This is a genomic window from Paraburkholderia youngii, from assembly GCF_013366925.1.
Classification (GTDB): Bacteria; Pseudomonadota; Gammaproteobacteria; order Burkholderiales; family Burkholderiaceae; genus Paraburkholderia; species Paraburkholderia youngii.
Genome location: NZ_JAALDK010000001.1, coordinates 2,061,643 through 2,083,712 on the forward strand (window position 1 = coordinate 2,061,643; position 22,070 = coordinate 2,083,712).

The window sequence follows — 22,070 nt, forward strand, 5'->3', positions numbered from 1 at the left end:
GCGATCACGATATGGAAACAATTCAATATACCTGCGACGCCCGGGGCCGTATAGTCGCCGCAGGAGACATTCATCCAGTTGCGCCGCTCGCTCGCGGGCTCGAGCGCAATCCTTCCATCCCAGCACGGACCACATCGCCATGAGCCAAGCGTCACACTCCCCCGCCCTGCGCGGCGTCTTCCCCGTCGTGCCGACGATCTTCGACGACGCCGGCCGCCTCGATCTCGAAGGCCAGAAGCGCTGTCTCGATTTCATGATCGACTCCGGCTCGAACGGCCTGTGCATTCTCGCGAACTTCTCCGAGCAGTTCGCGCTGTCCGACGACGAGCGCAGCACACTGATGCATCTCTCGCTCGAACACGTCGCGGGCCGTGTGCCGGTGATCGTCACGACCACGCACTTCAGCTCGTACCAGTGCGCGGAGCGCAGCCGCGCCGCGCAGGCCGCGGGCGCCGCGATGGTGATGGTGATGCCGCCGTATCACGGCGCGACGATCCGCATCGGCGAGCGCGGCATCTACGAGTTCTATCGCACGGTGTCCGATGCGATCCAGATTCCGATCATGATCCAGGATGCGCCGGTCAGCGGCACGCCGTTGTCCGCGCCGTTCCTCGCTCGCATGGCGCGCGAGATCGACAACGTGTCGTACTTCAAGATCGAAACGCCACAGGCCGCCAACAAGCTGCGCGAGCTGATCGAACTGGGCGGCGACGCGATCGTCGGTCCGTGGGACGGCGAGGAAGCGATCACGTTGATGGCCGATCTCGATGCGGGCGCGACCGGCTCGATGACGGGCGGCGGTTATGCCGATGGCATCCGCCTGATCATCGATGCCTATGCGGCCGGCGATACCGAGGGCGCCGCCGCGCACTATCAGCAGTGGCTGCCGCTGATCAACTACGAGAACCGCCAGGGCGGCCTCGCATCGTGCAAGGCGCTGATGAAGGAAGGCGGCGTGATCGCGTCGGACGCGGTGCGTGATCCGCTGCCGCAAATGCATCCGGCGACGCGCGAAGGGCTGTTGAAGATCGCGCGCCGGCTCGATCCGCTGGTGTTGCGCTGGGGTCGATAACACACGTTGAAATGCAGCGGGGCGCCCGCCGACGTGCGGGCTTCCGCGGGCTGGACGGCGACACGCGATTGCCGCTAACCTAGGGCGTGTCCACGAGCTCGCGCCCCATGCAAAGTTTCTACGAAGCCACCGTCACTCGCTCCTGCGCCTATGCGCCCCTCAACGGTCGACGCAGCGCGCACGTCTGCATCATCGGCGGCGGACTCGCGGGACTCTCCACCGCGTTGGGACTCGCCGAGCGCGGCGTCGAAGACGTCGTCGTGCTCGAAGCACAGCAGGTCGGCTTCGGCGCATCGGGACGCAACGGCGGCTTCGTGTTCGGCGGCTACAGCCTCGATTGCGCCGACCTGCTGAAGACGCTCGGGCCGACTCGCGCGCGCGAGCTCTATGCGCTGACCACCGACGCGGTCGAGCTGATGCGCAAACGCATTGCGCGCTATCGGATCGATTGCGACGCAACCGATGCCGGCGTGATCCTCGCGAACTGGTTCGACGAACCAGCGCGTCTCGAGGCGCAACGGCGTCTGATGCGCGATTCGTTCGGCGTCGACTGGGAGCCGATCGCCGCCGACGAACTCGCCGCGCAACTGAAAACGAGCCGCTATCACGGCGGACTGTTCGAGCGCAACGCGTTTCATTTTCATCCGCTCAAGTACGTCCTCGGCGTCGCCGCGGCGGCCGCGCACGCGGGCGTGACGATCCACGAGCGCTCGCCGGTCGTCGGCTTGCGGCGCGACGGCGCGGGCTTCGTTGTCGAGACACCGCAAGGTGCGCTCGACGCCCGTCATGTCGTGATGGCGGGCGGCGGCTATGCGCGCAACGTGTATGCGCGCGTCGAGCGCGCGGTGCTGCCGATCGCCACCTACGTGATGGCGACCGAGCCGCTCGGCGAACGCTTGCACGACGCGATCGCGACGCGCGCCGCGGTCTACGACACCCGCTTCGCATTCGACTACTACCGGCCGCTGCCCGATTCGCGCATCCTGTGGGGCGGCCGCATCTCGGTGCGCGATCGCGAGCCCGAGGCGATCGCGCGTCTGTTGCGGCAGGACCTGCTGAAGGTCTATCCGCAGCTGCGCGACGTACGCATCGAGCATGCGTGGGGCGGACTAATGAGCTACGCGCGGCACAAGATGCCGCAGATCGGCCAAAGCACGGACGGCGTCTGGTACGCGGTCGGTTTCGGCGGACACGGCATGGCGCCGACCACGGTGTCGGGCGAATTGCTGGCCGCGGCGATCTGCGGTGAACGGCCGGTGCCCGATGCATTCGCGAGCTTCGGCCTCACGCGCACATACGGCGCGCTCGGTCTCGCGGCCGCGCAGCTCACGTACACCGCGATGCAAACACGCGACGCCCTCGCCGCGCGCCGCCGGCCCGCGCGACCGGTCGCGTAAGCGCCACGCAAGCTCCTTCGAAATACCTGCACCGATGCCCGAGACCCGCGCCAGAGGCCCATTTCACCATGCTAGAATGCGCCGTCACTGCCGCTCGAAACCACAATGAAAAAGGGAAGCAAGGCCGCCGAGCCTGATACCAACGGCATCGTGTCGGGCGCGCCGCACGCCGACGCGCGACGTACCGACGCCAAGCGAGCCGACGCCAGCCGTGTCAACACCCGGCGTGCGGACGCCCCACGCAAATACGATCCCGAGCAGACGAAGCGCAACATCCTCGACGTCGCGACCCAGGAGTTCTCCGCGATGGGACTGACGGGCGCACGCGTCGACGCGATCGCGGAGCGCACGAACACCACCAAGCGCATGCTGTACTACTACTTCGGCAGCAAGGAAGGGTTGTACCAGGCGGTGCTGGAAAAGGTGTATGGAGACATTCGCGCGCTCGAACAGGATCTGCACATCAGCGAACTTGATCCGGTCGAGGGCATGCGCGCGCTGGTCGAATTCACGTTCGACTACCACGACCGGCAGCGCGACTTCGTGCGCCTCGTGACCATCGAAAACATTCACGGCGCGAAGTACGTCGAGCAGGTCAAGACGTTCAAAGGACGCAACGTCACTGTGATTCACACGATCGAGGATCTGCTCGCGCGCGGCATCGCGTCCGGCCAGTTCCGCAGCGATATCGATCCGATCGATCTGCATCTGATGATCAGTTCGCTGTGCTTTCATCGCGTGGGCAACCGGCATACGTTCGGCACCGCGTTCGGGCGCGATCCGTCGCATCCTCGATTGCGCGCGCGGCATCGGGCGATGATCGTCGATGCGATCTTGCGGTTCGTGAAGAAGGACGATTGAGGCCGCTTGCGTAGCGACCGGCTGAAAATGAAAAACGGGATGTGGCTTTCACCACATCCCGTTTTTGCTTCGACACCCGTCACCTGAAGCGACGTCTCAACAGGAAGCCTCAATCCGCCAGCACGATCCGCTTGATATCGCCGACGATGAAGATATACGACAGCGCGCCGATCAACGCGATGACACCAATGAACACCAGCGCACCGACGAACGAACCGGTCGCCGCGACGATCAGGCCCACCACCAGCGGGGTCACGATACCCGCCAGATTCGCGGCGAAGTTGAAGATGCCGCCGGTCACACCAAGCAGGCCCTCGGGCGCGATATCCGACACCAGCGTCCAGCCGAGCGCGGCCATACCTTGCGCAAAGAATGCCACCGACAGAATCGCGATCACGACCACGTTGCTCTCGACATAGTTGGCGAGAATGATCGTCGATGCGAGCAGCAAACCGGCGATGATCGGCAGCTTGCGCGCGACGTTCGGCGATTTGCCACGACGCAGCAGCCAGTCGGAAAACACACCGCCGAACATCACGCCGATCGACGCCGCAATGAACGGCATGATCGCGAAGAAGCCGATCTTCAGCCACGCCATATGACGCTCGGTGGCGAGATACGTCGGGAACCACGTGAGGAAAAATACCAGCGTCGAATTGCCCGCGAACTGGCCGAGGCAGATGCCGGTCAGCTGACGATGCTTGAGCAGCTGGCCGATCGTGCGCCATTGAAAGCCGCTCGTCTTCGATGCCGCCGCATCGGCCGCACCCGCGACATCCTTGTGGCGTTGCGTGAGACCGCCGCCCGCCTCGATATAGTCGAGCTCTTCCTGATTCGCCGACGGATGATCGCGCGGCTCGCGATACATCAGCCACCACACCACGCCAAACGCGATACCGACGCCGCCGACCACGAGAAACAGCGAGCGCCACCCAAACGCGCCCATCAGCATGAACAGGAACGGGCTGAAAAACGCGAGGCCGATATATTCGCCGACCGTGTAGGTGCCGGTCGCCATCGCGCGTTCGCTTTGGGGAAACCACGTGGCGACCACGCGGCTATTGGTCGGGAAGCACGGTGCTTCCGAAACGCCAAGGCCGAGACGGAACGCGAACAGGCCGGCGATGCCACCCACGAGCCCCTGCGCGAGCGTGCACAGTGACCAGAACGTCATCGACAGGAAGTACGTGAGCTTGCTGCCGAAGCGGTCGAGAAACAGGCCGCCCGGAATCTGCGAAGCCACGTAGCTCCATGAAAACACGGAGAACAGCAGGCCCATCAGCGCGGCGTTGATGCCAAGCTCCTTCGTCAACTGCGGCGCCGCGATGCCCAGAACGGTGCGGTCGAGATAGTTGATCATCGTGCCGACTGCGAGCAGTCCGAGGATCTGATAACGGGCTTTCGAACGGCGCGCGGGGCTGGCCGACTTGCTCTGCGCGGGCGAGCCCGCGGAACTGGATTGGAACGATTGCGTCATGTCGTACTGGTCTCCTCGATCAGCTTGGATGCCGGTCTCTACGCGGCCGGTTAGCGTTGCAACAGCGATTGAAAATGGGTGTAGACGCGCTCGGCGTCCGGCTCGAGCCCCGTAAAAATGCGCATCGCGTCGACCGCCTGGTAGACCGCCATGCCGCCGCCGCTCAGCGTGCGGCAGCCGAGCGCCTCGGCTGCCTGCAGCAGCGCCGTGCGAATCGGGAAATAGACGATGTCGGCAACCCACAGGTCGCGGTGCAGCAATTCGGCCGGCAGCGGCAGGCCGGGCATTTTAGCCATGCCGGTCGGCGTCGCGTGAATCAGCCCTTGGGCGGCGGCGAGCGATTCTTCGAGCGAGGTGCCCGCGCTGACCTTGGCTTTCGGGAAACGCGCCTGCAATTCGTCGGCGAGCGATTGCGCGCGGCCGGCATCGACGTCGAACAGCGTCAGCGACTGCGCGCCCATGTTCAGCGCCGCGTGCGCGACCGCCGCGCCGGCGCCGCCCGCGCCCAGTTGCACGACGCGTTCCAGCGACACGTCCGGCAGGCCGCGTTGAAACGCGCGCGCGAAACCGGACCAGTCGGTGTTGTGACCGATACGCTTGCCGTCCTTGAACAGCACGGTGTTGACCGCGCCGAGCGCGCGGGCGTCGTCGGACAGTTCATCGAGCAGCGGAATCACCGCCTGCTTGCACGGATAGGTGATGTTCAGGCCGTTGTAACCCATCCGTTCGGCCGCGGTCAGCAGCTCCGGCAGTGCGGCGGTATCGAGCTTCTGCGCATCCAGATCGATGCGTCGGTACACGTAATGCAGACCAAGTTTGCTGCCCTCTTCCTCGTGCATTGCGGGCGTGAGCGAACCGCTGATGCCCGAGCCGATCAGTCCGACCAGAAAGGACTGGGGCGTGGCCCGCAAACTCGCCTGCGCATTGGCCAACGCGGTGATCTGCGCGTCGGACCGGGGATTTTCCTGAGTGTTCGCTTGAGTGTTCGCTTGAGTGTTCATTTGGCCGCCCTATTCTTAAGAATCGTCGCCATCCGTTCCAGCGCGAGCACATAGCCCTGCGTGCCGCAGCCGACGATGATCGCGTCCGCCACCGCCGACACGTACGAGTGATGCCGGAACGCTTCGCGCCGATGCACATTCGAAATATGCACCTCGACGACGGGCTTTTCGATCGCCGTCAGCGCGTCGGCGATCGCGACCGACGTGTGCGTGTACGCGGCCGGATTGATCACGATGCCGTCGACCTTGGTGCGCGCCGCGTGCAGCCAGTCGATCAGTTGATGCTCGGCGTTCGACTGGCAGAAGTCGATCGCGAGATCGAGGCGCTCGCCCGCGTCGCGGCACAGCTTCGCGACGTCGTCGAGCGTTTCCGAGCCATAGATGGCCGGCTCGCGCGTGCCCAGCAGATTGAGGTTCGGTCCGTTCAGGACCAGTACGGAGGCAAAGCTCATGACAACGACTCCCACAAAATAAAGCGCGACTCGAACCGCGGCACTCGCGACGGTTCTTCGACGCATGGCGAAGTGTGCGCTCATCGGCCGTCACCGTCATTCGGGGTTTCTACGAATTTGTACCATCTAGTTAGTTTGTATAGACTATCGAAACTCCCAGCTAGTGTGGGGCATTCTGGTCCGCGTCTTGCTACAGTGCGTAACGAAGTAGCTCATTTTGCGCATTGCAACAAGCCCGGTAGGCAGCCTCCATAGGCGCGCCGCAGTGGTTTGTCTCCTTGTTTCCCCTTCGTTTGTCCGTCTTTGCAGGAGCCGTTCATGCAACGTTCGATAGCCACCGTGTCGATTAGCGGCACCCTCGTCGAGAAGCTGAGCGCGATCCGCGCGGCAGGCTTCGAAGGTGTCGAAATCTTCGAGAACGACCTGCTGTATTTCGACGGCTCGCCGGCCGACGTGCGCCGCATCGCCGACGACCTAGGCCTGAAGATCATGCTGTTCCAGCCGTTTCGCGATTTCGACGGCGTCAGTCCCGAGCGGCTCGAGCGCAATCTCGACCGCGCGAAGCGCAAGTTCGACGTGATGCACGAGTTGGGCACGGACCGCATTCTCGTGTGCAGCAACGTGTCGCCCGAGACGATCTGCGACGACTCATTGATGATCGACCAGTTGGGCGCGCTGGCGCGCGCGGCCGAAGCGGCCGGCGTGATCGCCGGTTACGAGGCGCTCGCTTGGGGCAAGCACGTGAAGACCTACCGCCACGCGTGGAAACTCGTCGACGCAGTGAACCATCCGAGCCTCGGGCTCGTGCTCGACAGCTTTCATACGCTTTCGCTGAATGACACGCCCGACGCGATCGCCGACATTCCCGGCGAGCGCATCGCGTTCGTGCAGATCGCGGACGCGCCGAAGCTCGCGATGGACGTGCTCGAATGGAGTCGCCACTACCGCTGCTTCCCCGGCCAGGGCGACTTCGACCTCGCGAACTTCACCGCGCAGGTCGTCAAAGCCGGCTACAAGGGCCCGCTCTCGCTGGAAATCTTCAACGACGGCTTTCGCGCCGCCCCCACCACGATCACGGCCGCCGATGGCCATCGCTCGCTGCTGTTCCTCGAAGAGCAAACTCGCGCGCTGCTCGAAGAGCAGCAGCAGCCGCAGAAAACGACGGGCGAGTTGTACCGCTCGCCCGCCGCACCCGCGCACGTCGGCTATCAGTTCCTCGAATTCGCGGTCGATCACACCACCCGCGCGCAACTCGCCGACTGGCTCGGCAAGCTGCGCTTTCGCCAGGCCGGCCAGCATCGTTCGAAGGACGTGACGCTGTATCAGCACGGTGCGGCATCGATCGTGCTGAACGCGGAGCCCGATTCGTTCGCGAACGCGTTCTTTCAGCAGCATGGCTTGTCGCTGTGCGCATCGGCGTTTCGCGTCGACGACGCGAGCCAGGCGTTCGAGCGCGCCGCCGGCTTTGGCTACTCGCCGTTCTCCGGCCAGATCGGGCCGAACGAGCGCGTGCTGCCAGCCGTGCAGGCACCGGACGGCAGCCTCAACTATTTCGTCGACGAAACGCCGGATCAGCCCACGCTGTTCGAGGCCGATTTCGTGCTGACTGACATCAACGGGCCGACCGAGGTGGGACCGCTCGAGCGCATCGATCACGTGTGCCTGTCCGTGCCGGCGAGTGCGCTCGACACGTGGGTGCTGTTTTTGCGCACCGCGTTCGGCTTCCAGGCCGAGCCGGGGGTGCTCGTGCCCGATCCGTACGGCCTCGTGCGCAGCCGCGCGCTGCGCAGCGCCGACGGCTCGGTGCGGATCGCGCTGAATGCATCGGTGGATCGCCACACGGCGGTGGCCGAGGCGCTGCACACGTATCACGGCTCGGGACTGAACCACGTCGCTTTCAGTACCGGCGACATCTTCAGCGCGATCCCCGAATTCGTCGCCGACGGCGTGCCGATCCTGCGCATTCCGCGCAATTACTACGACGACCTCGCGGCCCGCTACGCGCTGTCCGACACGCTGCTCGAAGCGATGCGCGCGAACAATATCCTGTACGACCGCGACGAACGCGGCGGCGAGTTCTTCCACGCTTATACGGAGCAACTCGACCAGCGCTTCTTCCTCGAAATCGTCGAGCGGCGCGGTGGTTATGACGGCTACGGCGCGGCCAATGCGGCGGTGCGGCTCGCGGCTCAGGCACAGCGCCGCAAGTAACGGGCAGGCAGACACCCCAGGCACGGCGGCGGCTTCGTCATTGGCAAGTCGCCGCGACGATACAGGATTTGGTGTTTCAGGCACGCGATTTGCGCGCTCGATCGGTCAGTTCGCCGTCTCGATATAATGGCGGCTGTTTTGGGGTCCAGCCCGCGCGACGCGTGGACCCGCGGCCGAATCGCCGAATCAACGCCAGGAGAGATATGAAGAAGTTCGCTGCAGTCCTGTCCCTTTCGCTGCTTCTCAACGCTTGCGCGTATTTCCAGAAAGACCCCGATTCCGGCGAACCCGTCACGGACACGACGACGCAGCGTTCCGTCGACGACGTGGTCGCCTGTCTGACGCAGTTGGCCAATCACCACAACGCCGCGTTCAAGTCGACCGGCATCCCGCAAGGCCAGATGCTCGATTTCGGCGACTCGAACATCATCAAGGTACGCAGCGACAACGGCGCGACAACTTACCGTTTCTATGCGGGCAAGCGTCATGTAAGCAATCTGTGGATCGAATCGGCAGCCAAGACCTGCGCGCCATAAGGCTTGGTGGCGCATAAAGGCGAAGTTGCGGGGGGCCGGAATCTGACCCATTGCAACGTTCATGTCACGGTGTTACAGGACAATGGAGTCTTAAGAATCGTTTAAGACTTCGTCCGCAACATCCCCGGACATGTCCCCGCACGAGGTGCGCTCCATGAACCAGCCCGAACCGAATACCAACGAAACGCCGGCCAAGCGGCCCACTATCCTGCGCCGTCTGTTGAGCCATCACGAACTCGCGACGCTGCTGCTGCTGTTGCACGCACCGATCGATGCATCCGCAAAACCCGAAATTCCGCAGCTTTACGAAGCAGGTCTCGTCGAGACCGTTTCGAACGACGCGGGCACGCAGCATATCCGCCTGACGTCAGAGGGTAATGCGGTGTTGCGGGGGCTTGGGGTGAAGTAAAGCACGACCATCATAACGATTTGAGGCCGCGGCGACGATCGACGTTACCGCGGCCTTTTTCATTCCGGCCTCTCAAGCCTGCCACACCCCATACCCCGCCTCGCGCAACCCGATCGCCAGCTCCACTTCCATATCCTGCGCGCCACGGTAAGGCATCGGGTTGAACACTTCGTACAGTTCGGGCATCAGACGCAAGCCGTAGTCGCGCACATATCGATTCGCCTGAACGCCTGCCTTGTGCCGATCGAAGCGCAGGTCCGGGTCGAGCCCGGTCATGCCGACGTACACGCACGGCTTGTCGAAACGGTAATCGGGATTCGCGCGACGAAAGCGCGCCTCGCTCCACACCTTGTCGTCGAGCGCGACGACGTACACGTAGTAGTGATGTCCGCGACCGGCCATGACACGCCCGACGCCGCTCAGCCGCGCAGCGTGCCGTGCAGCAACATCCGGTATTCGGTTGGTGTGACGCCGACGGTCGCCTTGAATTGCCGCGTGAACGCACTGTGATCGGTGTAGCCGCAACGCGCGGCGACGTCGGTGACCTTGTCATGCGAAACCAGCAGCGCGGTCGCCGCATCGAGTCGCGTTTTCAGGAGCACCTGGCGCGGCGTCAGATGAAACACCTTGTGAAAGTAGCGCTCCAGCTGCGCGACCGACATGTCCGCCATCGCCGCAAGCTGCTTCAGGTTCAGCGGCTGCACGTAATTCTCCTGGATCGAACGCACGACGGCCGCAAGCCGGCTGTAGGCCGGGTGGCTGCTTTCGTCGGCTTTCAGATCGCGGGAGATGCCGGCAAGGCCGACCACCTTGCCGCTCGCATCGCGCAACGGCTGTTTGCAGGTCAGGCACCAGCCCGGTTGACGGCCGGGATACAGATGCAATTCGAGCTGATCGAGCATCTGGTTGCCGACGCCGATGATCGCCTTGTCCTGCGCGGTATAGATGCGCCCGAAGCGGCGCGGAAACACGTCTTCCGCGGTCTTGCCGAGCAGCGCCGCCTTTTCCTTGAAGCCGCAACGCGAAGCGAGCGTGCGGTTGACGAGCGCGTAGCGCGCGTCCGCGTCCTTCACGAAGAACACGACATCCGGCATTGCATCGAATACCGGCTCGAGCAACCTGAAATGCGACAGCATGCCGGACAGCGTCGTATCGCCCGGTTCGAGCGGATGAGCCAGCGTGTTCATCGTGCGGTTCCGTTGATGCGTGCCTGGTTGATTGCGTTAGGTGCGTTCGCGGATTACTGCGCCGGTGAGGCCGCGCAGCCTGCTCGTGCAGTCGATAGCGATCGATTATAGAGCGGCGCGCCGCCTGCCAATATCTGTCGAGGGTAAGCGCGGAGCCGTCACAGCGCCGCTGTCGGCGGCTCGGCGGCGCTCATCAGCGTGCCAATTTGCGCCGGGCTGAATGGCGGACGCGGCGCGGCGGCCGGCCAGCCGAAGTACAGGCTCGCGGCCGCGCCGCAGACGCGCCCCTGGCAAGGGCCCATGCCGCAGCGCGTCTGCAGCTTCGCGTCACGCCAGTCGGCGCAGCGGCGCACCTCGCCGACGCTCACGTCCTCGCAACGGCACAGCAGCGTCGCATCGGCAGGCGGCGTGCGAGCCGCCTCGCCCAATGCGAACGACGCCGCGACGCGCGCGCCAAAGCCCCGCCAGCGCGCGCGCTGCGTAACGAGTGCCGCCAGTGCGGCGCGTTGGGTAGCCACCGCGCCGCTCGCCACGAGACCGGCGATCTCGCCTTCCGCGCAAGCGAGTTCCGCGCCGCCCACGCCCGTGCACTCGCCCGCCGCATAAACGCGTTCGAGCGAGGTGCGCTGCCCAGCGTCGACGGCGATTTCGCCCGCGTCGTTGATCGCGCAGCCGAGCGCCTGGGCAAGCGTGACGTTCGGCAGCAGTCCGTAGCCGCACGCGACGCGCTCGCAATCGAGCGTCACGTCGCGCTCGCCGCGCCGGATCGTCACCTGCTCAACGCGCTCGGCGCCGCGGGCTTCGCGCACGATGCTGCCGCTCCAGTAGCGCAGTCCCGCGAAGCCGCGCGTGAGACTGATCGCCTGACGCAGCTTCGCAGGCTCGCGCAGCAGCGACACGCCGAACCGCGCGACCTTCGCCGCCGATGCCTGCTCGACCACCGCGATCACATGCGCGCCGGCCTCTCGCGTGGCGGCGAGCGCCGCCATCAGCAGCGGGCCGCTGCCGGCGATTACGATGCGTTCGCCGCGCACCGGCATGCCGCCTTTGATCAGCGCCTGCAATGCGCCCGCGCCGGTCACGCCGGGCAAGGTCCAGCCGGGAAATGGCAGAAGACGCTCGCGCGCGCCGGTCGCAAGAATCAGCCTGTCGTAAGTGATCGACACGCCGCCTTGTTCGGCGGATTCGAGCAGCAAAGCGTGAGCGCCGAGCGGCGCGATCACGCGCGTCGCTGGCCAGTAAGTGAAGTTTCGCTGCGATAGCAACGCCGCGAGCAACGCATGCAGCGGCGCTTGCGGCGGATAGCCGGGCCCCTGGCGCCAGATCTGGCCGCCGGCGCGCGGGTTGTCATCGATCTGCGCGACCGTCGCGCCTGCCTGCGCCGCCGCTCGCGCGGCATTGAGCCCGGCCGGACCACCGCCGATCACCACGATGTCGAAGTGCCGCGTCATGCGTGTACTGTCCCGTTTCGTGTCAGCACGCGCTGGCCGTCGCGGCACAGCGTCTGGCACGCGAGCACGTGCGAGCGACCGTCGATCGTCACGCGGCACTCCTGGCACACGCCCATCCCGCACAGCGCGGCGCGCGGCTCGCCTTTGACCGACAGACGCGAGCCGCGGATGCCCGCAATAGCGAGCGCCGCGGCCACGATCGTGCCGGGTTTCACTTCGATGCTGCAACCGTCGACCGTCAATCGGATGCTAGCCGCGTCAGGGTCAGTCATGGGCCACCTGTTCAGCAAAACGGACCGGCAGATAAGGTTCGAACGGAATCGGCGCGGCGTGGGCCGCGATCTGCGCGGCGAGCAGTTTCGCGGTCGCGAGCGAGGTCGTTACGCCAAGCCCTTCGTGACCGACCGCAAGCCATATGCGGGACGTGGAACCAGAGCCAACTTCGGGCGCAAACTCGCCGGCCGGTCCGATCAGCGGCAGGCCGTCCAGCGACGCCGCACGAAACCCCGTCCACGCGCGGATGCCGCTGAGCGTCGGCAACGCCGGCAGATACAGCGCTGCGCGTTGCAGCATCTGCGCGAGCACGGGCATCTCGACGGCGGGATCGGTCGTTTCGAATTGGCGCGACGAGCCGATCAGCAATTGCCCGGTCGGACGCGGCTGCGCGTTGAACGCGACCGACGTGCCGGTCGCGTGATGTGCGCTCTTGATATAGCCGAGTTCGAGGAGTTGATGCTGGATCAGCTCCGGGTAGCGGTCGGTGATGAGCAGATGGCCTTTCTTCGGCTGCATCGGCAGCGACGGCAGCAATTGCGCCGCGCCGAGGCCGTTCGCGACGACCACGTGCGCCGCGCTGATGCACTCGCCGCTCGCCAGCGTCACACCGCCTCCATGGATCGACATGACCTGCGCACCGAGCCGCACGCTGATATTCGCCGCGTGCGGCGATTGGGTGAGCAGCCATTCGGCAGTGGTCGGCGCATACACGATGCTGTCGTGCTCGATGCGCAAGCCGCCGGCCATCGATGGTGCGAGCGCCGGTTCGCAGGCGCGCAACCCGGCCGAGTCCACCAGTTGCGCGGCAACGCCTTGGCTTCCAAACGCCGCATGCATTGCGCGCGCGGCTTGCCACTCTTCGTCGTCGGCTGCGACCCACAGTGTGCCGCAGCGCGCGAACGCGTCACGCGCGCGCAGCTGCGGCGCGAGTTCGAGCCACAGCTCGCGCGAATAGCGGCTCAGTGCGAATTCGGCGGGCGAGTCGTTCATCACGACGATATGGCCCATGCCGGCCGCCGTCGCGCCGCCGCCGATGCGCTGCGCGTCGAGCACGTCGACGCGCATGCCGAGCGCGGCCAGTTCCGCCGCGCACGCGGCACCGACGATACCCGCTCCGATGATCAGCGCGTCCGGGCTCATGCGGTCCGGATACCCCACGCGAACGGATCGCGCTCATCGAAACACAGACGCCCCTCGGCCATCACGTGCGCGTGACCGGTGATGGTTGGAATCACATGGACGCCGTCGCCCGCGGCGCGATAGCTCGCCTCGAACACGCTGCCGATGATGCTCTCCTGGCGCCACACCGCGCCTTCGGCGAGCTTGCCGTCGGCCGCGAGACACGCGACCTTCGCGCTCGTGCCGGTGCCACACGGCGAGCGGTCGTACGCATTGCCCGGACACAGCACGAAACTGCGGCTGTCGAGGCCCTTGCGCGAGCCCGGTCCGAACAGCTCGATATGGTCGATCAGCGCGCCGTTCGCGCCGGTGATGTTCTGTGCGATCAGCGCGTCGCGAATCGTCGAGCTGAACGCCGTCAGGCTCGCGATGTTCGCGGCTTCGAGCTCGTGGCCATGCTCGGCGACGAGGAAAAACCAGTTGCCGCCCCAGCCGATGTCGCCGGTCAGCACGCCATAGCCAGGCACGTCGACCTGCACGGCCTTGCGGTGGCGATACGCGGGCACGTTGCGCACTGCGACGGCGCCGTCTTGGTTCAGCGCCGCCTCGACCGCGCCGACCGGCGTTTCGATGCGGTGCCGTCCCGGCCCGATCCGCCCCATGTGCGCGAGCGACACGACGAGCCCGATCGTGCCGTGCCCGCACATGCCGAGATAGCCGACGTTGTTGAAGAAGATCACGCCGGCCGCGCAGCCCGGATCGTCGGGCTCGCAGAGCAGCGCGCCAACCACCACGTCCGAGCCGCGCGGTTCGGTGACGATGCCGGCGCGCCAGTCGTCGAAGCGGGTGCGGAAAACGTCGAGCCGTTGCGCGAGCGTGCCGCCGCCCAGGTCCGGGCCACCCGACACCACGAGGCGGGTAGGCTCACCGCCGGTGTGCGAGTCGATGATGTTGAGGGTTTTCATGTCGCCCATGGTAGGAATCGCGGGCGGGTGGGTCTTGGTGCGCGTGCGCGCGGATTGAGACGATTTCGGCATACCGGGACGATGCGTGATCCGCCGCGCGCGCGGCGCGCGAAACGTCCCGCTATTCGGTATCAGCGTCGACAAACATCACTCCGGACACGGCACCGAACGCCACTGGCCAACCCAACGGCCTACAACGCGGATTTCAGCATATACCCGGCCGACTGCAAATCTTCACCCCCCGAGCACATGGTCGCCGACCCGCAGCAACCGGTAGCCGCTCCTGTATACAGGCTGCAGCCGGAAACCATTACGCGGCTCGATCGCGAGCGACAGACGCAGCCGCGACACGTGACTGTCGATGGTCCGCGTGTATTCGCGCAGCTCGCGGCCCCACACCGTCGCGAAGATATGGTCGCGCGACATCACGCGATCGATGTTGGAAAAGAGCAGTACCGCGATCCGGTACTGCGTGGGTGACAACGGCACCGGCTTGCCGCGCAGCGCGACGGCCCGGCGGACCGTGTCGAAACGGTAAGGGCCGATCTCGAAGCAGGTCGCGGCGCTGAAGCTCTCCGGGTAAGCGCGCCGCAGCAGCGCCGCGACTCGCGCGCGAAACTCGGCGTCCCGCAACGGCAACGCGAGGTATTCGTCGGCACCGCCAGCGAGCGCGCGCACCATGCTTTCCTCCGATCTGTCGTTCGACACGAACATGATCGGCACGTGCTCGCCTGCCACGACGCGCATCGAGCGCAACAGGTCCGCGCCGGCGGGCCGCGTATCCTGCCAGTCGAGCACCAGCAGATCCATCGTGGAGTGCACGAGCGATTTCGACATCGCGCGGCCGTCGTCATACGCCGCGCAGAAATGGCCGGCTCTCACCAGCATTGATTCAATGGACCGACGCATGACCGGGTCACGCTGAAGGACAGCTACGCGCATGGAATGGACTCTCGATAAGGACTCGCGGGCCATTCTCCGGGACGCACCCCGATCCCTCCCTTCGGAGCATTCCTAATTTCCGCGCTTTCTTCGCTCAATTGGGCGCTTCCGCGGCACTTCCCCTTTCATCCTGTAAAATCCGCGCCGGCCTCAGTCGTCAGCGCGCCCGCCCTATCCGGACGGCGCGCCCGTGTTCCGTGCTCTACCCAGCGCTTGCCACACTTCTCGCCCGACGACCGCCATATGTCCACGCGTGACCCGCGTGGCTCCCAATTCAACGAAAGACATGGCAATGCAAGCAACAAATCTGGGTGGAGCACAGGCTGTCACCCCACGCCCGCTTGGGCACAGCGATTACAAGACACTCGGTCTCGCCGCGCTCGGCGGAGCGCTCGAGTTCTACGACTTCATCATCTTCGTTTTCTTCGCGCCGGCGATCGGCCAGCTGTTCTTCCCGGCGGCGATGCCGGACTGGCTGCGTCAAGTGCAGACCTTCGGCATTTTCGCGGCCGGTTATCTGGCGCGGCCGCTCGGCGGCATCATCATGGCGCACTTCGGCGACCTGTTCGGCCGCAAGCGCATGTTCACGCTGAGCGTGCTGCTGATGTCGGTGCCGACGCTGCTGATGGGCCTGATGCCTACCTACGCGAGCATCGGCGTGCTCGCGCCGGTGCTGCTGCTGCTGTTCCGCGTGATGCAGGGCGCGGCGGTCGGCGGCGAAGTGCCGGGCGCATGGGTGTTCGTGTCCGAGCATGTGCCCGGGCGGCACGTCGGCTATGCGTGCGGCACGCTGACGGCCGGCCTCACGGCCGGCATTCTGCTCGGCTCGCTGATCGCGTCGGCGGTCAATCGCCATTTCACGCCGGCCGAAATTTCCGAGTTTGCTTGGCGCATTCCGTTCCTCATCGGCGGCGTGTTCGGCATGTTCTCGGTGTATCTGCGCCGCTGGCTGCACGAGACGCCGGTATTCGCCGAGCTGAAGCAGCGCAAGGCGATCGCCGCGGAAGTGCCGCTGAAGGCCGTACTGCGCGATCACGGCCGCGCGGTGATCGTGTCGATGCTGCTCACGTGGATGCTGTCGGCGGCGATCGTCGTCGTGATCCTGATGACGCCGACGCTGCTGCAAAAGCAATTCCACATCGAGCCGGCCACCGCCCTGCTCGCGAACTGTGTCGCGACGCTGTGCCTGACGATCGGCTGCGTGATGGCGGGCTCGATCGCCGGACGGATTGGCGCGGGTCGCACGATTTTCGTCGGCGGCGTTGCGCTTGCAATCACGTACTACGTGATGTTTCGCCAGTTGGCCGTCGACACGTCCCTGCTCGTGCCGCTGTATGCACTGGCCGGGCTGTTCGTCGGCCTGATCGGCGCGATTCCGCTCGTGATGGTCCGCGGATTCCCGCCGGTGGTGCGCTTCTCGGGCATTTCGTTCTCGTACAACGTCGCGTACGCGGTGTTCGGCGGTCTGACGCCGATCGCCGTGTCGCTGATGATGAAGTCGAACCCGCTGGCCGCGCCGCTGTATGTCGCGGCGATCTGCGTGCTGGGCGCGCTGACCACGCTGTTCATCAAGGACGCGCCGCAGGGGCGTTGAGCCGACGCCGGAGCTCGCTTCGTCGATCCGCATCCAGCGCGTCGACGAGGCGCTCCGCGACGGCGCGGCCTTCGACGCGCCGTCGCTCGCACGGGCGACATCCATACTTCACGCCACACCGAAACGTGGCACGCTGCATCGGGCATACGATGCAGTCATGAACTCATCCACACCCTCCTTTTCGCCCGCCCTCGGCCGCGTTCTCGCGACCGTCAGCGTCGGCTTCGTGGTCACGCAACTCGACGTGACCATCGTCAATATCGCGCTGCCACGAATCGGCGCGGATCTGCACGCGAACGTCGCGGGACTGCAATGGGTCGTCGATGCGTACACGCTCGCGTTCGCCGTGCTGATGCTCTCGGCCGGCGCGCTCGGCGACCGCTTCGGCGCGCGGCGCATGTATGCGTGCGGAATCGTGCTGTTCGCGCTCGCGTCGCTGGCCTGCGGGCTCGCGCTCGACGCCCCGATGCTGGTCGCCGCACGCGCGGTGCAAGGCATCGGCGCGGCCGCGATGCTGCCGAATTCGCTCGCGCTGCTCAATCAGTCGTTCGGCCACGAACCGAAGCTGCGGGCGCGCGCGGTCGGCCTGTGGACCGCGTCCGGCGCGATTTCGATCGCGGCCGGGCCGGTGGCCGGCGGTCTGCTGATCGCCGCGTTCGGCTGGCGCAGCATCTTTCTCGTCAATCTGCCGATCTGCGCGGCGGGCCTGCTGGCGACGCTGCTGTGGATTCCGCATCCGCAAACCGCGCAGCGCGGCACGCCCGCCGCCGCTCGCGGCAACATCGGCGCGATACCGCGCGGCATCGATCTCGGCGGCCAGTGTCTCGCGATCGTCGCGCTGACCGCGTTCGTCGCCGCGGTGATCGAATGGCGGCCGCTCGGGCTTGCGCATCCGCTGGTCGCCGGCGGCTTCGTGCTGGCGCTGCTGGCGGCGGTCGCGTTCGTGTTCGTCGAAGCGCGTGTCGCGAGCCCGATGCTGCCGCTGTCGCTGTTCGGCACGCGCACGTTCAGCGCCGCGGTGCTGTTCGGCATCTGCGTAAACCTGACGTATTACGGCATGGTGTTCGTGCTGAGCCTCTACCTGCAGCGTGTGCGCGGCTACACGCCGCTGCAGGCAGGCCTCGCGTTCCTGCCGCTGACGGGCGGCTTCCTGATCTCGAACGTCGCGAGCGGCTGGGTGATCGGCCGCCTCGGGGTGCGCGTGCCGATGATCCTCGGTGCGATCACGGCCGGTCTCGGCTACGGCCTGCTGCATCTGGTCGATGCCGACACGCCGCTGATTGGCCTGCTGCTGCCGTTTTTGCTGATTCCGTCGGGCATGGGACTCGCGGTGCCCGCGATGACCACGGCGGTGCTCGCATCGACCGAAGCGCGGCGCGCGGGCACGGCGTCGGCGGTATTGAACACGGCGCGCCAGGCCGGCGGCGCAGTGGGCGTGGCGGCGTTCGGTGCGCTCGCGGGCGGCGCCGCCGCGACCGAGATCGTGCCGGGGATGCAGGCGGCGACGGCCATTTCGGTGGGATTGCTGGTGCTGGGTCTCGTGCTTGCGTGTTTCGTGCATCCTGAGCCGCACGCGACGGCATCGTCTGGGCGCGGGGCGAGAGCCGCGAGTAAGTAAACGGCGTGTGTAACGCAGGCGCCTACAGCGACGCCTCCTGAATCGTGCCGGTATCGATTGCGCGCTCGATCAGGCCTTCGTCGCGCGCCTTGACGATCGCATCGGCGACCAGTTTCTCCGGGTCCTCGATCTCCGCCTTCAGCGTGCCGATGAATCCGGACGCATCGAGAACCACCAGCGTCTTCGCAGAATCGGCGAGGCTGATGATCACGCGATGCGGCGTCGCCCCTTCGCCGAGACTCGCGCACAGTTGTGTCATCTTGCCGCCGATCATTTGCTCGAAGTTCTGAATCATCATCTGCTCCCTTGATTGGCGCCGACCGGAAACCCTGCTGGTAGCAGGATGCGGGCCGCGCCCTACAGGCCGCCGAGTCCGCTGCGCGGCGCGCGCGCGTTGTCGATGCTCAGACGCCCCGCGCCAGTGACGAACAGCAGCAGAAAACCGCCCGCGATTCCGATGTTCTTCCAGAAATGAATCACCATGTCGTGCTGCAACGCAGGGTCGGTGATATTCCAGAAGTCGTGGCCGAGCACCGCCGTCGCGACCGTATACACCGCCATGATCAGCGCGAGCGGTCGCACCTTGAAGCCGACCACGAGCAGCAGGCCGCCGAGCACCTCGACCGCGGTTGCGATCGGCGCGGCGATCTGCACGAACGGCACGCCCTTCGAATGCAGGTAGCCGACGAAGCCCGCATAGCCCAGCAGCTTCATCACCCCGCTCCACAGGAACAGCACGGAAAGCGCAAGACGGGCGATGAAAATAATGCCGAAATCGACGGGACGCGACATGGGGGGACTCCTGTAATGAATAAGCAGCAGACCCGAATAGACGGGCTCAGTTCCCCGCCTCGCCCCTGAGCATATGTGCAATGGCGACGATTTCCAAGCCCGCTCAGGCTGGTGGATAGGTGGCGACCTCGATCAGGTTGCCGTCCGGGTCGCGGCAATACACCGAGGTCATCTTGCCGCGCGCGCCGTCGCGCTGCACCGGCCCCGCCTCGATCGCTACGCCTTGCGCGAGCCAGTGCGCCTTGACTTCGTCCGGGCTCGCGGTGGTCACGAAGCACAGGTCCGCCGTTCCCGGCACCGCCTCGCGCGACGTGAACCAGACGACGGTATCGGCCGACGCGGGACGCAGGTTGATCTTCTGGTTGCCGTAGGTCATCGCCACGCGCATGCCGCTGCGCGACATGAACTCGGTGCGTCGCATGCCGAGCATCCGCGCGTACCACGCCGCGCTCGCTTCGACGTCCGCGACGTTCAGAACGAGATGATCGAGACTGACTAGCTGGAAGCTCATGGTTGTGCGTGCGGTGCGTCCGGCGCGAGCAACACGCCCTTCGTGAACACGAAGCAACCATAGCCGCGCTCTTCGCCTGTCGCGATCACGCAGTATGCGCGGCGCGCACGCTCGTAAAACGCGAAGCGCTCGATCGACACGAAGGGCACCTCGCGCCCCTCTCCCGCATTGACTTCGGCTTGCGCTTCGCGCTGCACCGCGGGAATCGCGTGCGGCTCGCCCACCACTTCCATGCGCGAGGCGGGATGCTCGATGAAGGTGTCGAGCGGCAGCACCGACAGCACCGCGCGGATCGCGCGCGGCGAACTGACGCCGTCGAGGCGCAGCGGCCTGCCGAGCACGGTCTCGCGCGCGACCGCGTCGGCCGGGAAGTTGGCGTCGCAGATCACGAGCTCGTCGCCGTGGCCCATTGAGCGCAGCGCGTGCAGGATATCGGCGTTCAGCAGCGGGTCCAGATTTTTCAGCACGGGGTCTCCTGGTCGTTCGGTTGGGAACATGCCGCGGCGGTGAAGTCGTGCGTGTCACGCAATCATCCGCACGACGATCGATTGTAGCAAGCGCGTCGCGGATCTTGCGGCGCTGCGCTCGCACCGCATTGCCAGCGCAGCCATCCGACCACGGCGAGCAGCACGAGCCCCGCGCCGCCGAGCACCGGCTCGCGCCAACCGAACAGTGCGATGAACATGAACGCCCGCGCGCCGCCGAGCAGCGCAAAACTGGCGATCGCGCTCGATACCGCATCGAACGCGGCCGCGACGCGCAGCAACGCGAAATGGACTTGTGCGGGCCTGGCGGCGGCGGGGTCGCGCATGATCGTCTCCGTGAAAAGCGCCTCAGGCGGCGCCGGGGGTTTCGTCGAGGAAACCGGTGACCGCTAGCAAGCGTCCATGCGCGTCCACCACGCCGAAGTCCGAGCCCTTCACGATCGCCTCGCCGGCGGGCGTCGTCAGTGCCCACGAGAAGCGCAGACGATTCGCGAAGCCGTCGACGTCGGTCGTGCGGCGAAACGTGTGATGCGGAAAACGCTCGTGCACCGCGCGGATCATCGCGTCGATGCCATCGTGGCCCGCCCCCGCCAGCAGCGGGTCGCGATAGTCGGCGTCGGCGCTCCACGTGGCCGCGATCAACTCGCGACGACGCGCGCCATCGGTTTCGTTCCAGGTATCGAAATAACGGTCGATCAGATCGGTATGTGCATTCATCTCAAACTCCTCGATTGGCAGGACTGAGCACTTCGCGCGTCATACGCATCGCATGCGGCGGGCTCGGAGTGAAGATTGACGGTTCGCGTGCATTGCGTCGATTACGTGAGAGGTAATCAAGCGGATGCAGCGTCTTTCACTGTCCTTCACGCCAAATAGGCCATTCGGCCGAGTCGTCAAGAAACCTTCGCATCGCTAACCTCACGAAGCCTGCCGATGACATCGCGAGGCGGGCAATGCAATGAACAGGAGGACGGTTTGGACCGCTTTATCGAGACACTTTTTTCGCTTGCACGACCGTATCCTAGGGGATACAATCATCCGCAGATCGAAACACCGCGCGTGTACACGATCAACTGCACCGAGGAGTTCGATCGTTGGCTTCACGGCCTCACCGACCTCAAGGCGAAGGCGCAAATTCTCGTGCGAATCCGGCGCGCGGAGCGCGGGCTTTTCGGCGACGCGAAGTTGCTGGAAAACGGCGTGTTCGAGATGCGCATCGATTGCGGCCCGGGTTACAGGGTCTACTACGCGCGCGAGGGGCGCATGATGTATCTGCTGCTGTGCGGGGGTAACAAGTCCACGCAGCAGGCCGATATCAGGCATGCCGGAACAATGTGGGCAACCATCAGAAAGGAACGGTCATGAGCAAGATCAAAACCGCACGCTTCGACGCATCGAAGTACCTCGACAACGACGAAATGGTCGCGGCCTATCTGAACGCCGCGCTCGACCAGGGCGACTCCGATCTCCTGCTCGCCGCCATTGCGGACATCGCCAAAGCACGCGGCATCACGAAGATCGCCGCGGCAGCCGGCCTGGGCCGCGAAAGCCTGTACAAGACACTCGCGCCCGGCTCCAAGCCACGCATGGACACGGTCCTCAAGCTGGCGAGTGCGATCGGCGTCAAATTCACCGCCGTGCCGCTGCGCATTGCCGCTGCCTGAGCCGGGCGCGGCGCTGCCACGGTGTCGCGCGAGTTCGCGTGTGGCGGCCG

At 65.6% G+C, this 22,070-nt stretch carries 26 protein-coding genes; 10 read left to right on the plus strand and 16 right to left on the minus strand.

Going from position 1 to position 22,070, the window contains the following annotated elements; genetic code table 11:
• Positions 1 to 139 precede the first annotated feature (139 nt).
• From G5S42_RS09560 to G5S42_RS09570, 3 genes are all read left to right on the plus strand, one after another.
• On the plus strand, positions 140 to 1,072 hold the full coding sequence (locus G5S42_RS09560) for a dihydrodipicolinate synthase family protein (protein ID WP_176106525.1): 933 nt from the start codon (positions 140 to 142) through the stop codon (positions 1,070 to 1,072).
• Positions 1,073 to 1,179: 107 nt separating this feature from the next.
• Positions 1,180 to 2,469, plus strand: a complete 1,290-nt coding sequence (locus tag G5S42_RS09565) for an NAD(P)/FAD-dependent oxidoreductase (protein ID WP_176106526.1) — start codon at positions 1,180 to 1,182, stop codon at positions 2,467 to 2,469.
• 105 nt (positions 2,470 to 2,574) lie between these two features.
• Positions 2,575 to 3,330: a TetR/AcrR family transcriptional regulator gene (locus G5S42_RS09570; RefSeq protein WP_176106527.1), complete on the plus strand. Its 756-nt coding sequence runs from the start codon at positions 2,575 to 2,577 to the stop codon at positions 3,328 to 3,330.
• Positions 3,331 to 3,439: 109 nt separating this feature from the next.
• Here the strand turns inward: G5S42_RS09570 and G5S42_RS09575 are convergent, their stop codons facing one another.
• From G5S42_RS09575 to aroQ, 3 genes are read right to left on the minus strand one after another with little or no spacing between them, the layout of a single operon-like run.
• Positions 3,440 to 4,807, minus strand: a complete 1,368-nt coding sequence (locus tag G5S42_RS09575; protein ID WP_176106528.1) for an MFS transporter — start codon at positions 4,805 to 4,807, stop codon at positions 3,440 to 3,442.
• 50 nt (positions 4,808 to 4,857) lie between these two features.
• Positions 4,858 to 5,808: a shikimate dehydrogenase gene (locus tag G5S42_RS09580; protein ID WP_176106529.1), complete on the minus strand. Its 951-nt coding sequence runs from the start codon at positions 5,806 to 5,808 to the stop codon at positions 4,858 to 4,860.
• Entirely contained in the window at positions 5,805 to 6,260 is a 456-nt protein-coding gene (aroQ, locus tag G5S42_RS09585; RefSeq protein ID WP_176106530.1) for a type II 3-dehydroquinate dehydratase, read from the minus strand. Before aroQ ends, G5S42_RS09580 begins: the two co-directional genes overlap by 4 nt.
• Positions 6,261 to 6,578: 318 nt before the next feature.
• Between aroQ and G5S42_RS09590 the strand changes: the two genes are divergently transcribed.
• The 3 genes from G5S42_RS09590 (at position 6,579) to G5S42_RS09600 (ending at position 9,416) form a co-directional block, all read left to right on the plus strand.
• On the plus strand, positions 6,579 to 8,471 hold the full coding sequence (locus tag G5S42_RS09590; RefSeq protein ID WP_176106531.1) for a bifunctional sugar phosphate isomerase/epimerase/4-hydroxyphenylpyruvate dioxygenase family protein: 1,893 nt from the start codon (positions 6,579 to 6,581) through the stop codon (positions 8,469 to 8,471).
• A 203-nt stretch (positions 8,472 to 8,674) separates the two neighbouring features.
• Positions 8,675 to 9,007: a hypothetical protein gene (locus tag G5S42_RS09595; protein ID WP_176106532.1), complete on the plus strand. Its 333-nt coding sequence runs from the start codon at positions 8,675 to 8,677 to the stop codon at positions 9,005 to 9,007.
• A gap of 154 nt (positions 9,008 to 9,161) precedes the next feature.
• A complete protein-coding gene (locus G5S42_RS09600; protein WP_176106533.1) occupies positions 9,162 to 9,416 on the plus strand; it encodes a hypothetical protein in 255 nt (84 codons plus the stop codon).
• A 72-nt stretch (positions 9,417 to 9,488) separates the two neighbouring features.
• On the opposite strand, the gene G5S42_RS09605 is transcribed toward G5S42_RS09600, so the two are convergent.
• The 7 genes from G5S42_RS09605 to G5S42_RS09635 all read right to left on the minus strand — a co-directional run bounded on the left by G5S42_RS09605 (position 9,489) and on the right by G5S42_RS09635 (position 15,356).
• Positions 9,489 to 9,818, minus strand: coding sequence for a hypothetical protein (locus G5S42_RS09605; RefSeq protein WP_176106534.1), 330 nt, complete (start codon positions 9,816 to 9,818; stop codon positions 9,489 to 9,491).
• Between the two features lie 17 nt (positions 9,819 to 9,835).
• Entirely contained in the window at positions 9,836 to 10,603 is a 768-nt protein-coding gene (locus G5S42_RS09610) for an AraC family transcriptional regulator (RefSeq protein WP_176106535.1), read from the minus strand.
• Between the two features lie 158 nt (positions 10,604 to 10,761).
• Positions 10,762 to 12,054, minus strand: a complete 1,293-nt coding sequence (locus G5S42_RS09615) for an FAD/NAD(P)-dependent oxidoreductase (protein ID WP_176106536.1) — start codon at positions 12,052 to 12,054, stop codon at positions 10,762 to 10,764.
• Positions 12,051 to 12,326: a (2Fe-2S)-binding protein gene (locus tag G5S42_RS09620; protein WP_176106537.1), complete on the minus strand. Its 276-nt coding sequence runs from the start codon at positions 12,324 to 12,326 to the stop codon at positions 12,051 to 12,053. Before G5S42_RS09620 ends, G5S42_RS09615 begins: the two co-directional genes overlap by 4 nt.
• On the minus strand, positions 12,319 to 13,470 hold the full coding sequence (locus tag G5S42_RS09625; protein WP_176106538.1) for an NAD(P)/FAD-dependent oxidoreductase: 1,152 nt from the start codon (positions 13,468 to 13,470) through the stop codon (positions 12,319 to 12,321). The genes G5S42_RS09620 and G5S42_RS09625 overlap by 8 nt, the downstream gene beginning before the upstream one ends.
• On the minus strand, positions 13,467 to 14,423 hold the full coding sequence (locus G5S42_RS09630; RefSeq protein WP_176110456.1) for a 4-hydroxyproline epimerase: 957 nt from the start codon (positions 14,421 to 14,423) through the stop codon (positions 13,467 to 13,469). The genes G5S42_RS09625 and G5S42_RS09630 overlap by 4 nt, the downstream gene beginning before the upstream one ends.
• A gap of 225 nt (positions 14,424 to 14,648) precedes the next feature.
• Positions 14,649 to 15,356, minus strand: a complete 708-nt coding sequence (locus tag G5S42_RS09635) for a response regulator transcription factor (protein ID WP_176106539.1) — start codon at positions 15,354 to 15,356, stop codon at positions 14,649 to 14,651.
• Positions 15,357 to 15,648: 292 nt separating this feature from the next.
• On the opposite strand from G5S42_RS09635, the gene G5S42_RS09640 reads away from it, so the two are divergent.
• The gene (locus G5S42_RS09640; protein WP_176106540.1) at positions 15,649 to 16,950 is read left to right on the plus strand and encodes an MFS transporter; all 1,302 of its coding nucleotides are present in this window, start codon (positions 15,649 to 15,651) and stop codon (positions 16,948 to 16,950) included.
• A 157-nt stretch (positions 16,951 to 17,107) separates the two neighbouring features.
• The gene (locus G5S42_RS09645; protein ID WP_176106541.1) at positions 17,108 to 18,568 is read left to right on the plus strand and encodes an MFS transporter; all 1,461 of its coding nucleotides are present in this window, start codon (positions 17,108 to 17,110) and stop codon (positions 18,566 to 18,568) included.
• Between the two features lie 22 nt (positions 18,569 to 18,590).
• Here the strand turns inward: G5S42_RS09645 and G5S42_RS09650 are convergent, their stop codons facing one another.
• The 6 genes from G5S42_RS09650 to G5S42_RS09675 form a co-directional block, all read right to left on the minus strand.
• Positions 18,591 to 18,863 carry a hypothetical protein gene (locus G5S42_RS09650; protein ID WP_176106542.1) on the minus strand — a complete coding sequence of 91 codons (273 nt, stop codon included), beginning with the start codon at positions 18,861 to 18,863 and terminating at the stop codon, positions 18,591 to 18,593.
• A 62-nt stretch (positions 18,864 to 18,925) separates the two neighbouring features.
• Positions 18,926 to 19,360: a DoxX family protein gene (locus tag G5S42_RS09655; RefSeq protein WP_018434221.1), complete on the minus strand. Its 435-nt coding sequence runs from the start codon at positions 19,358 to 19,360 to the stop codon at positions 18,926 to 18,928.
• A 103-nt stretch (positions 19,361 to 19,463) separates the two neighbouring features.
• On the minus strand, positions 19,464 to 19,871 hold the full coding sequence (locus G5S42_RS09660; protein WP_176106543.1) for a VOC family protein: 408 nt from the start codon (positions 19,869 to 19,871) through the stop codon (positions 19,464 to 19,466).
• Positions 19,868 to 20,338: an RbsD/FucU family protein gene (locus tag G5S42_RS09665; protein WP_176106544.1), complete on the minus strand. Its 471-nt coding sequence runs from the start codon at positions 20,336 to 20,338 to the stop codon at positions 19,868 to 19,870. Before G5S42_RS09665 ends, G5S42_RS09660 begins: the two co-directional genes overlap by 4 nt.
• Positions 20,339 to 20,400: 62 nt before the next feature.
• Entirely contained in the window at positions 20,401 to 20,682 is a 282-nt protein-coding gene (locus G5S42_RS09670; protein WP_176106545.1) for a hypothetical protein, read from the minus strand.
• Between the two features lie 22 nt (positions 20,683 to 20,704).
• A complete protein-coding gene (locus tag G5S42_RS09675; protein WP_176106546.1) occupies positions 20,705 to 21,073 on the minus strand; it encodes a nuclear transport factor 2 family protein in 369 nt (122 codons plus the stop codon).
• Between the two features lie 258 nt (positions 21,074 to 21,331).
• Here G5S42_RS09675 and G5S42_RS09680 point away from each other — a divergent pair, with 258 nt between their 5' ends.
• Positions 21,332 to 21,721, plus strand: a complete 390-nt coding sequence (locus G5S42_RS09680) for a type II toxin-antitoxin system RelE/ParE family toxin (protein WP_217709876.1) — start codon at positions 21,332 to 21,334, stop codon at positions 21,719 to 21,721.
• Entirely contained in the window at positions 21,718 to 22,020 is a 303-nt protein-coding gene (locus G5S42_RS09685) for an addiction module antidote protein (RefSeq protein ID WP_176106547.1), read from the plus strand. The genes G5S42_RS09680 and G5S42_RS09685 overlap by 4 nt, the downstream gene beginning before the upstream one ends.
• The last annotated feature ends 50 nt before the right edge of the window (positions 22,021 to 22,070 follow it).

Excerpts from the sequence above, each read along its gene's own strand:
- G5S42_RS09655 (WP_018434221.1), bottom strand. The coding sequence starts at position 19,360 with ATGTCGCGTCCCGTCGATTTCGGCATTATTTTCATCGCCCGTCTTGCG.
- G5S42_RS09670 (WP_176106545.1), bottom strand. The coding sequence starts at position 20,682 with ATGCGCGACCCCGCCGCCGCCAGGCCCGCACAAGTCCATTTCGCGTTG.
- G5S42_RS09590 (WP_176106531.1), top strand. The coding sequence starts at position 6,579 with ATGCAACGTTCGATAGCCACCGTGTCGATTAGCGGCACCCTCGTCGAG.
- G5S42_RS09610 (WP_176106535.1), bottom strand. The coding sequence starts at position 10,603 with ATGAACACGCTGGCTCATCCGCTCGAACCGGGCGATACGACGCTGTCC.
- G5S42_RS09630 (WP_176110456.1), bottom strand. The coding sequence starts at position 14,423 with ATGGGCGACATGAAAACCCTCAACATCATCGACTCGCACACCGGCGGT.
- G5S42_RS09605 (WP_176106534.1), bottom strand. The coding sequence starts at position 9,818 with ATGGCCGGTCGCGGACATCACTACTACGTGTACGTCGTCGCGCTCGAC.
- G5S42_RS09675 (WP_176106546.1), bottom strand. The coding sequence starts at position 21,073 with ATGAATGCACATACCGATCTGATCGACCGTTATTTCGATACCTGGAAC.
- G5S42_RS09580 (WP_176106529.1), bottom strand. The coding sequence starts at position 5,808 with ATGAACACTCAAGCGAACACTCAAGCGAACACTCAGGAAAATCCCCGG.
- G5S42_RS09645 (WP_176106541.1), top strand. The coding sequence starts at position 17,108 with ATGAACTCATCCACACCCTCCTTTTCGCCCGCCCTCGGCCGCGTTCTC.
- G5S42_RS09560 (WP_176106525.1), top strand. The coding sequence starts at position 140 with ATGAGCCAAGCGTCACACTCCCCCGCCCTGCGCGGCGTCTTCCCCGTC.
- G5S42_RS09620 (WP_176106537.1), bottom strand. The coding sequence starts at position 12,326 with ATGACTGACCCTGACGCGGCTAGCATCCGATTGACGGTCGACGGTTGC.
- G5S42_RS09640 (WP_176106540.1), top strand. The coding sequence starts at position 15,649 with ATGCAAGCAACAAATCTGGGTGGAGCACAGGCTGTCACCCCACGCCCG.
- G5S42_RS09600 (WP_176106533.1), top strand. The coding sequence starts at position 9,162 with ATGAACCAGCCCGAACCGAATACCAACGAAACGCCGGCCAAGCGGCCC.
- aroQ (WP_176106530.1), bottom strand. The coding sequence starts at position 6,260 with ATGAGCTTTGCCTCCGTACTGGTCCTGAACGGACCGAACCTCAATCTG.
- G5S42_RS09635 (WP_176106539.1), bottom strand. The coding sequence starts at position 15,356 with ATGCGCGTAGCTGTCCTTCAGCGTGACCCGGTCATGCGTCGGTCCATT.
- G5S42_RS09575 (WP_176106528.1), bottom strand. The coding sequence starts at position 4,807 with ATGACGCAATCGTTCCAATCCAGTTCCGCGGGCTCGCCCGCGCAGAGC.
- G5S42_RS09650 (WP_176106542.1), bottom strand. The coding sequence starts at position 18,863 with ATGATTCAGAACTTCGAGCAAATGATCGGCGGCAAGATGACACAACTG.
- G5S42_RS09625 (WP_176106538.1), bottom strand. The coding sequence starts at position 13,470 with ATGAGCCCGGACGCGCTGATCATCGGAGCGGGTATCGTCGGTGCCGCG.
- G5S42_RS09660 (WP_176106543.1), bottom strand. The coding sequence starts at position 19,871 with ATGAGCTTCCAGCTAGTCAGTCTCGATCATCTCGTTCTGAACGTCGCG.
- G5S42_RS09565 (WP_176106526.1), top strand. The coding sequence starts at position 1,180 with ATGCAAAGTTTCTACGAAGCCACCGTCACTCGCTCCTGCGCCTATGCG.
- G5S42_RS09615 (WP_176106536.1), bottom strand. The coding sequence starts at position 12,054 with ATGACGCGGCACTTCGACATCGTGGTGATCGGCGGTGGTCCGGCCGGG.
- G5S42_RS09595 (WP_176106532.1), top strand. The coding sequence starts at position 8,675 with ATGAAGAAGTTCGCTGCAGTCCTGTCCCTTTCGCTGCTTCTCAACGCT.
- G5S42_RS09570 (WP_176106527.1), top strand. The coding sequence starts at position 2,575 with ATGAAAAAGGGAAGCAAGGCCGCCGAGCCTGATACCAACGGCATCGTG.
- G5S42_RS09685 (WP_176106547.1), top strand. The coding sequence starts at position 21,718 with ATGAGCAAGATCAAAACCGCACGCTTCGACGCATCGAAGTACCTCGAC.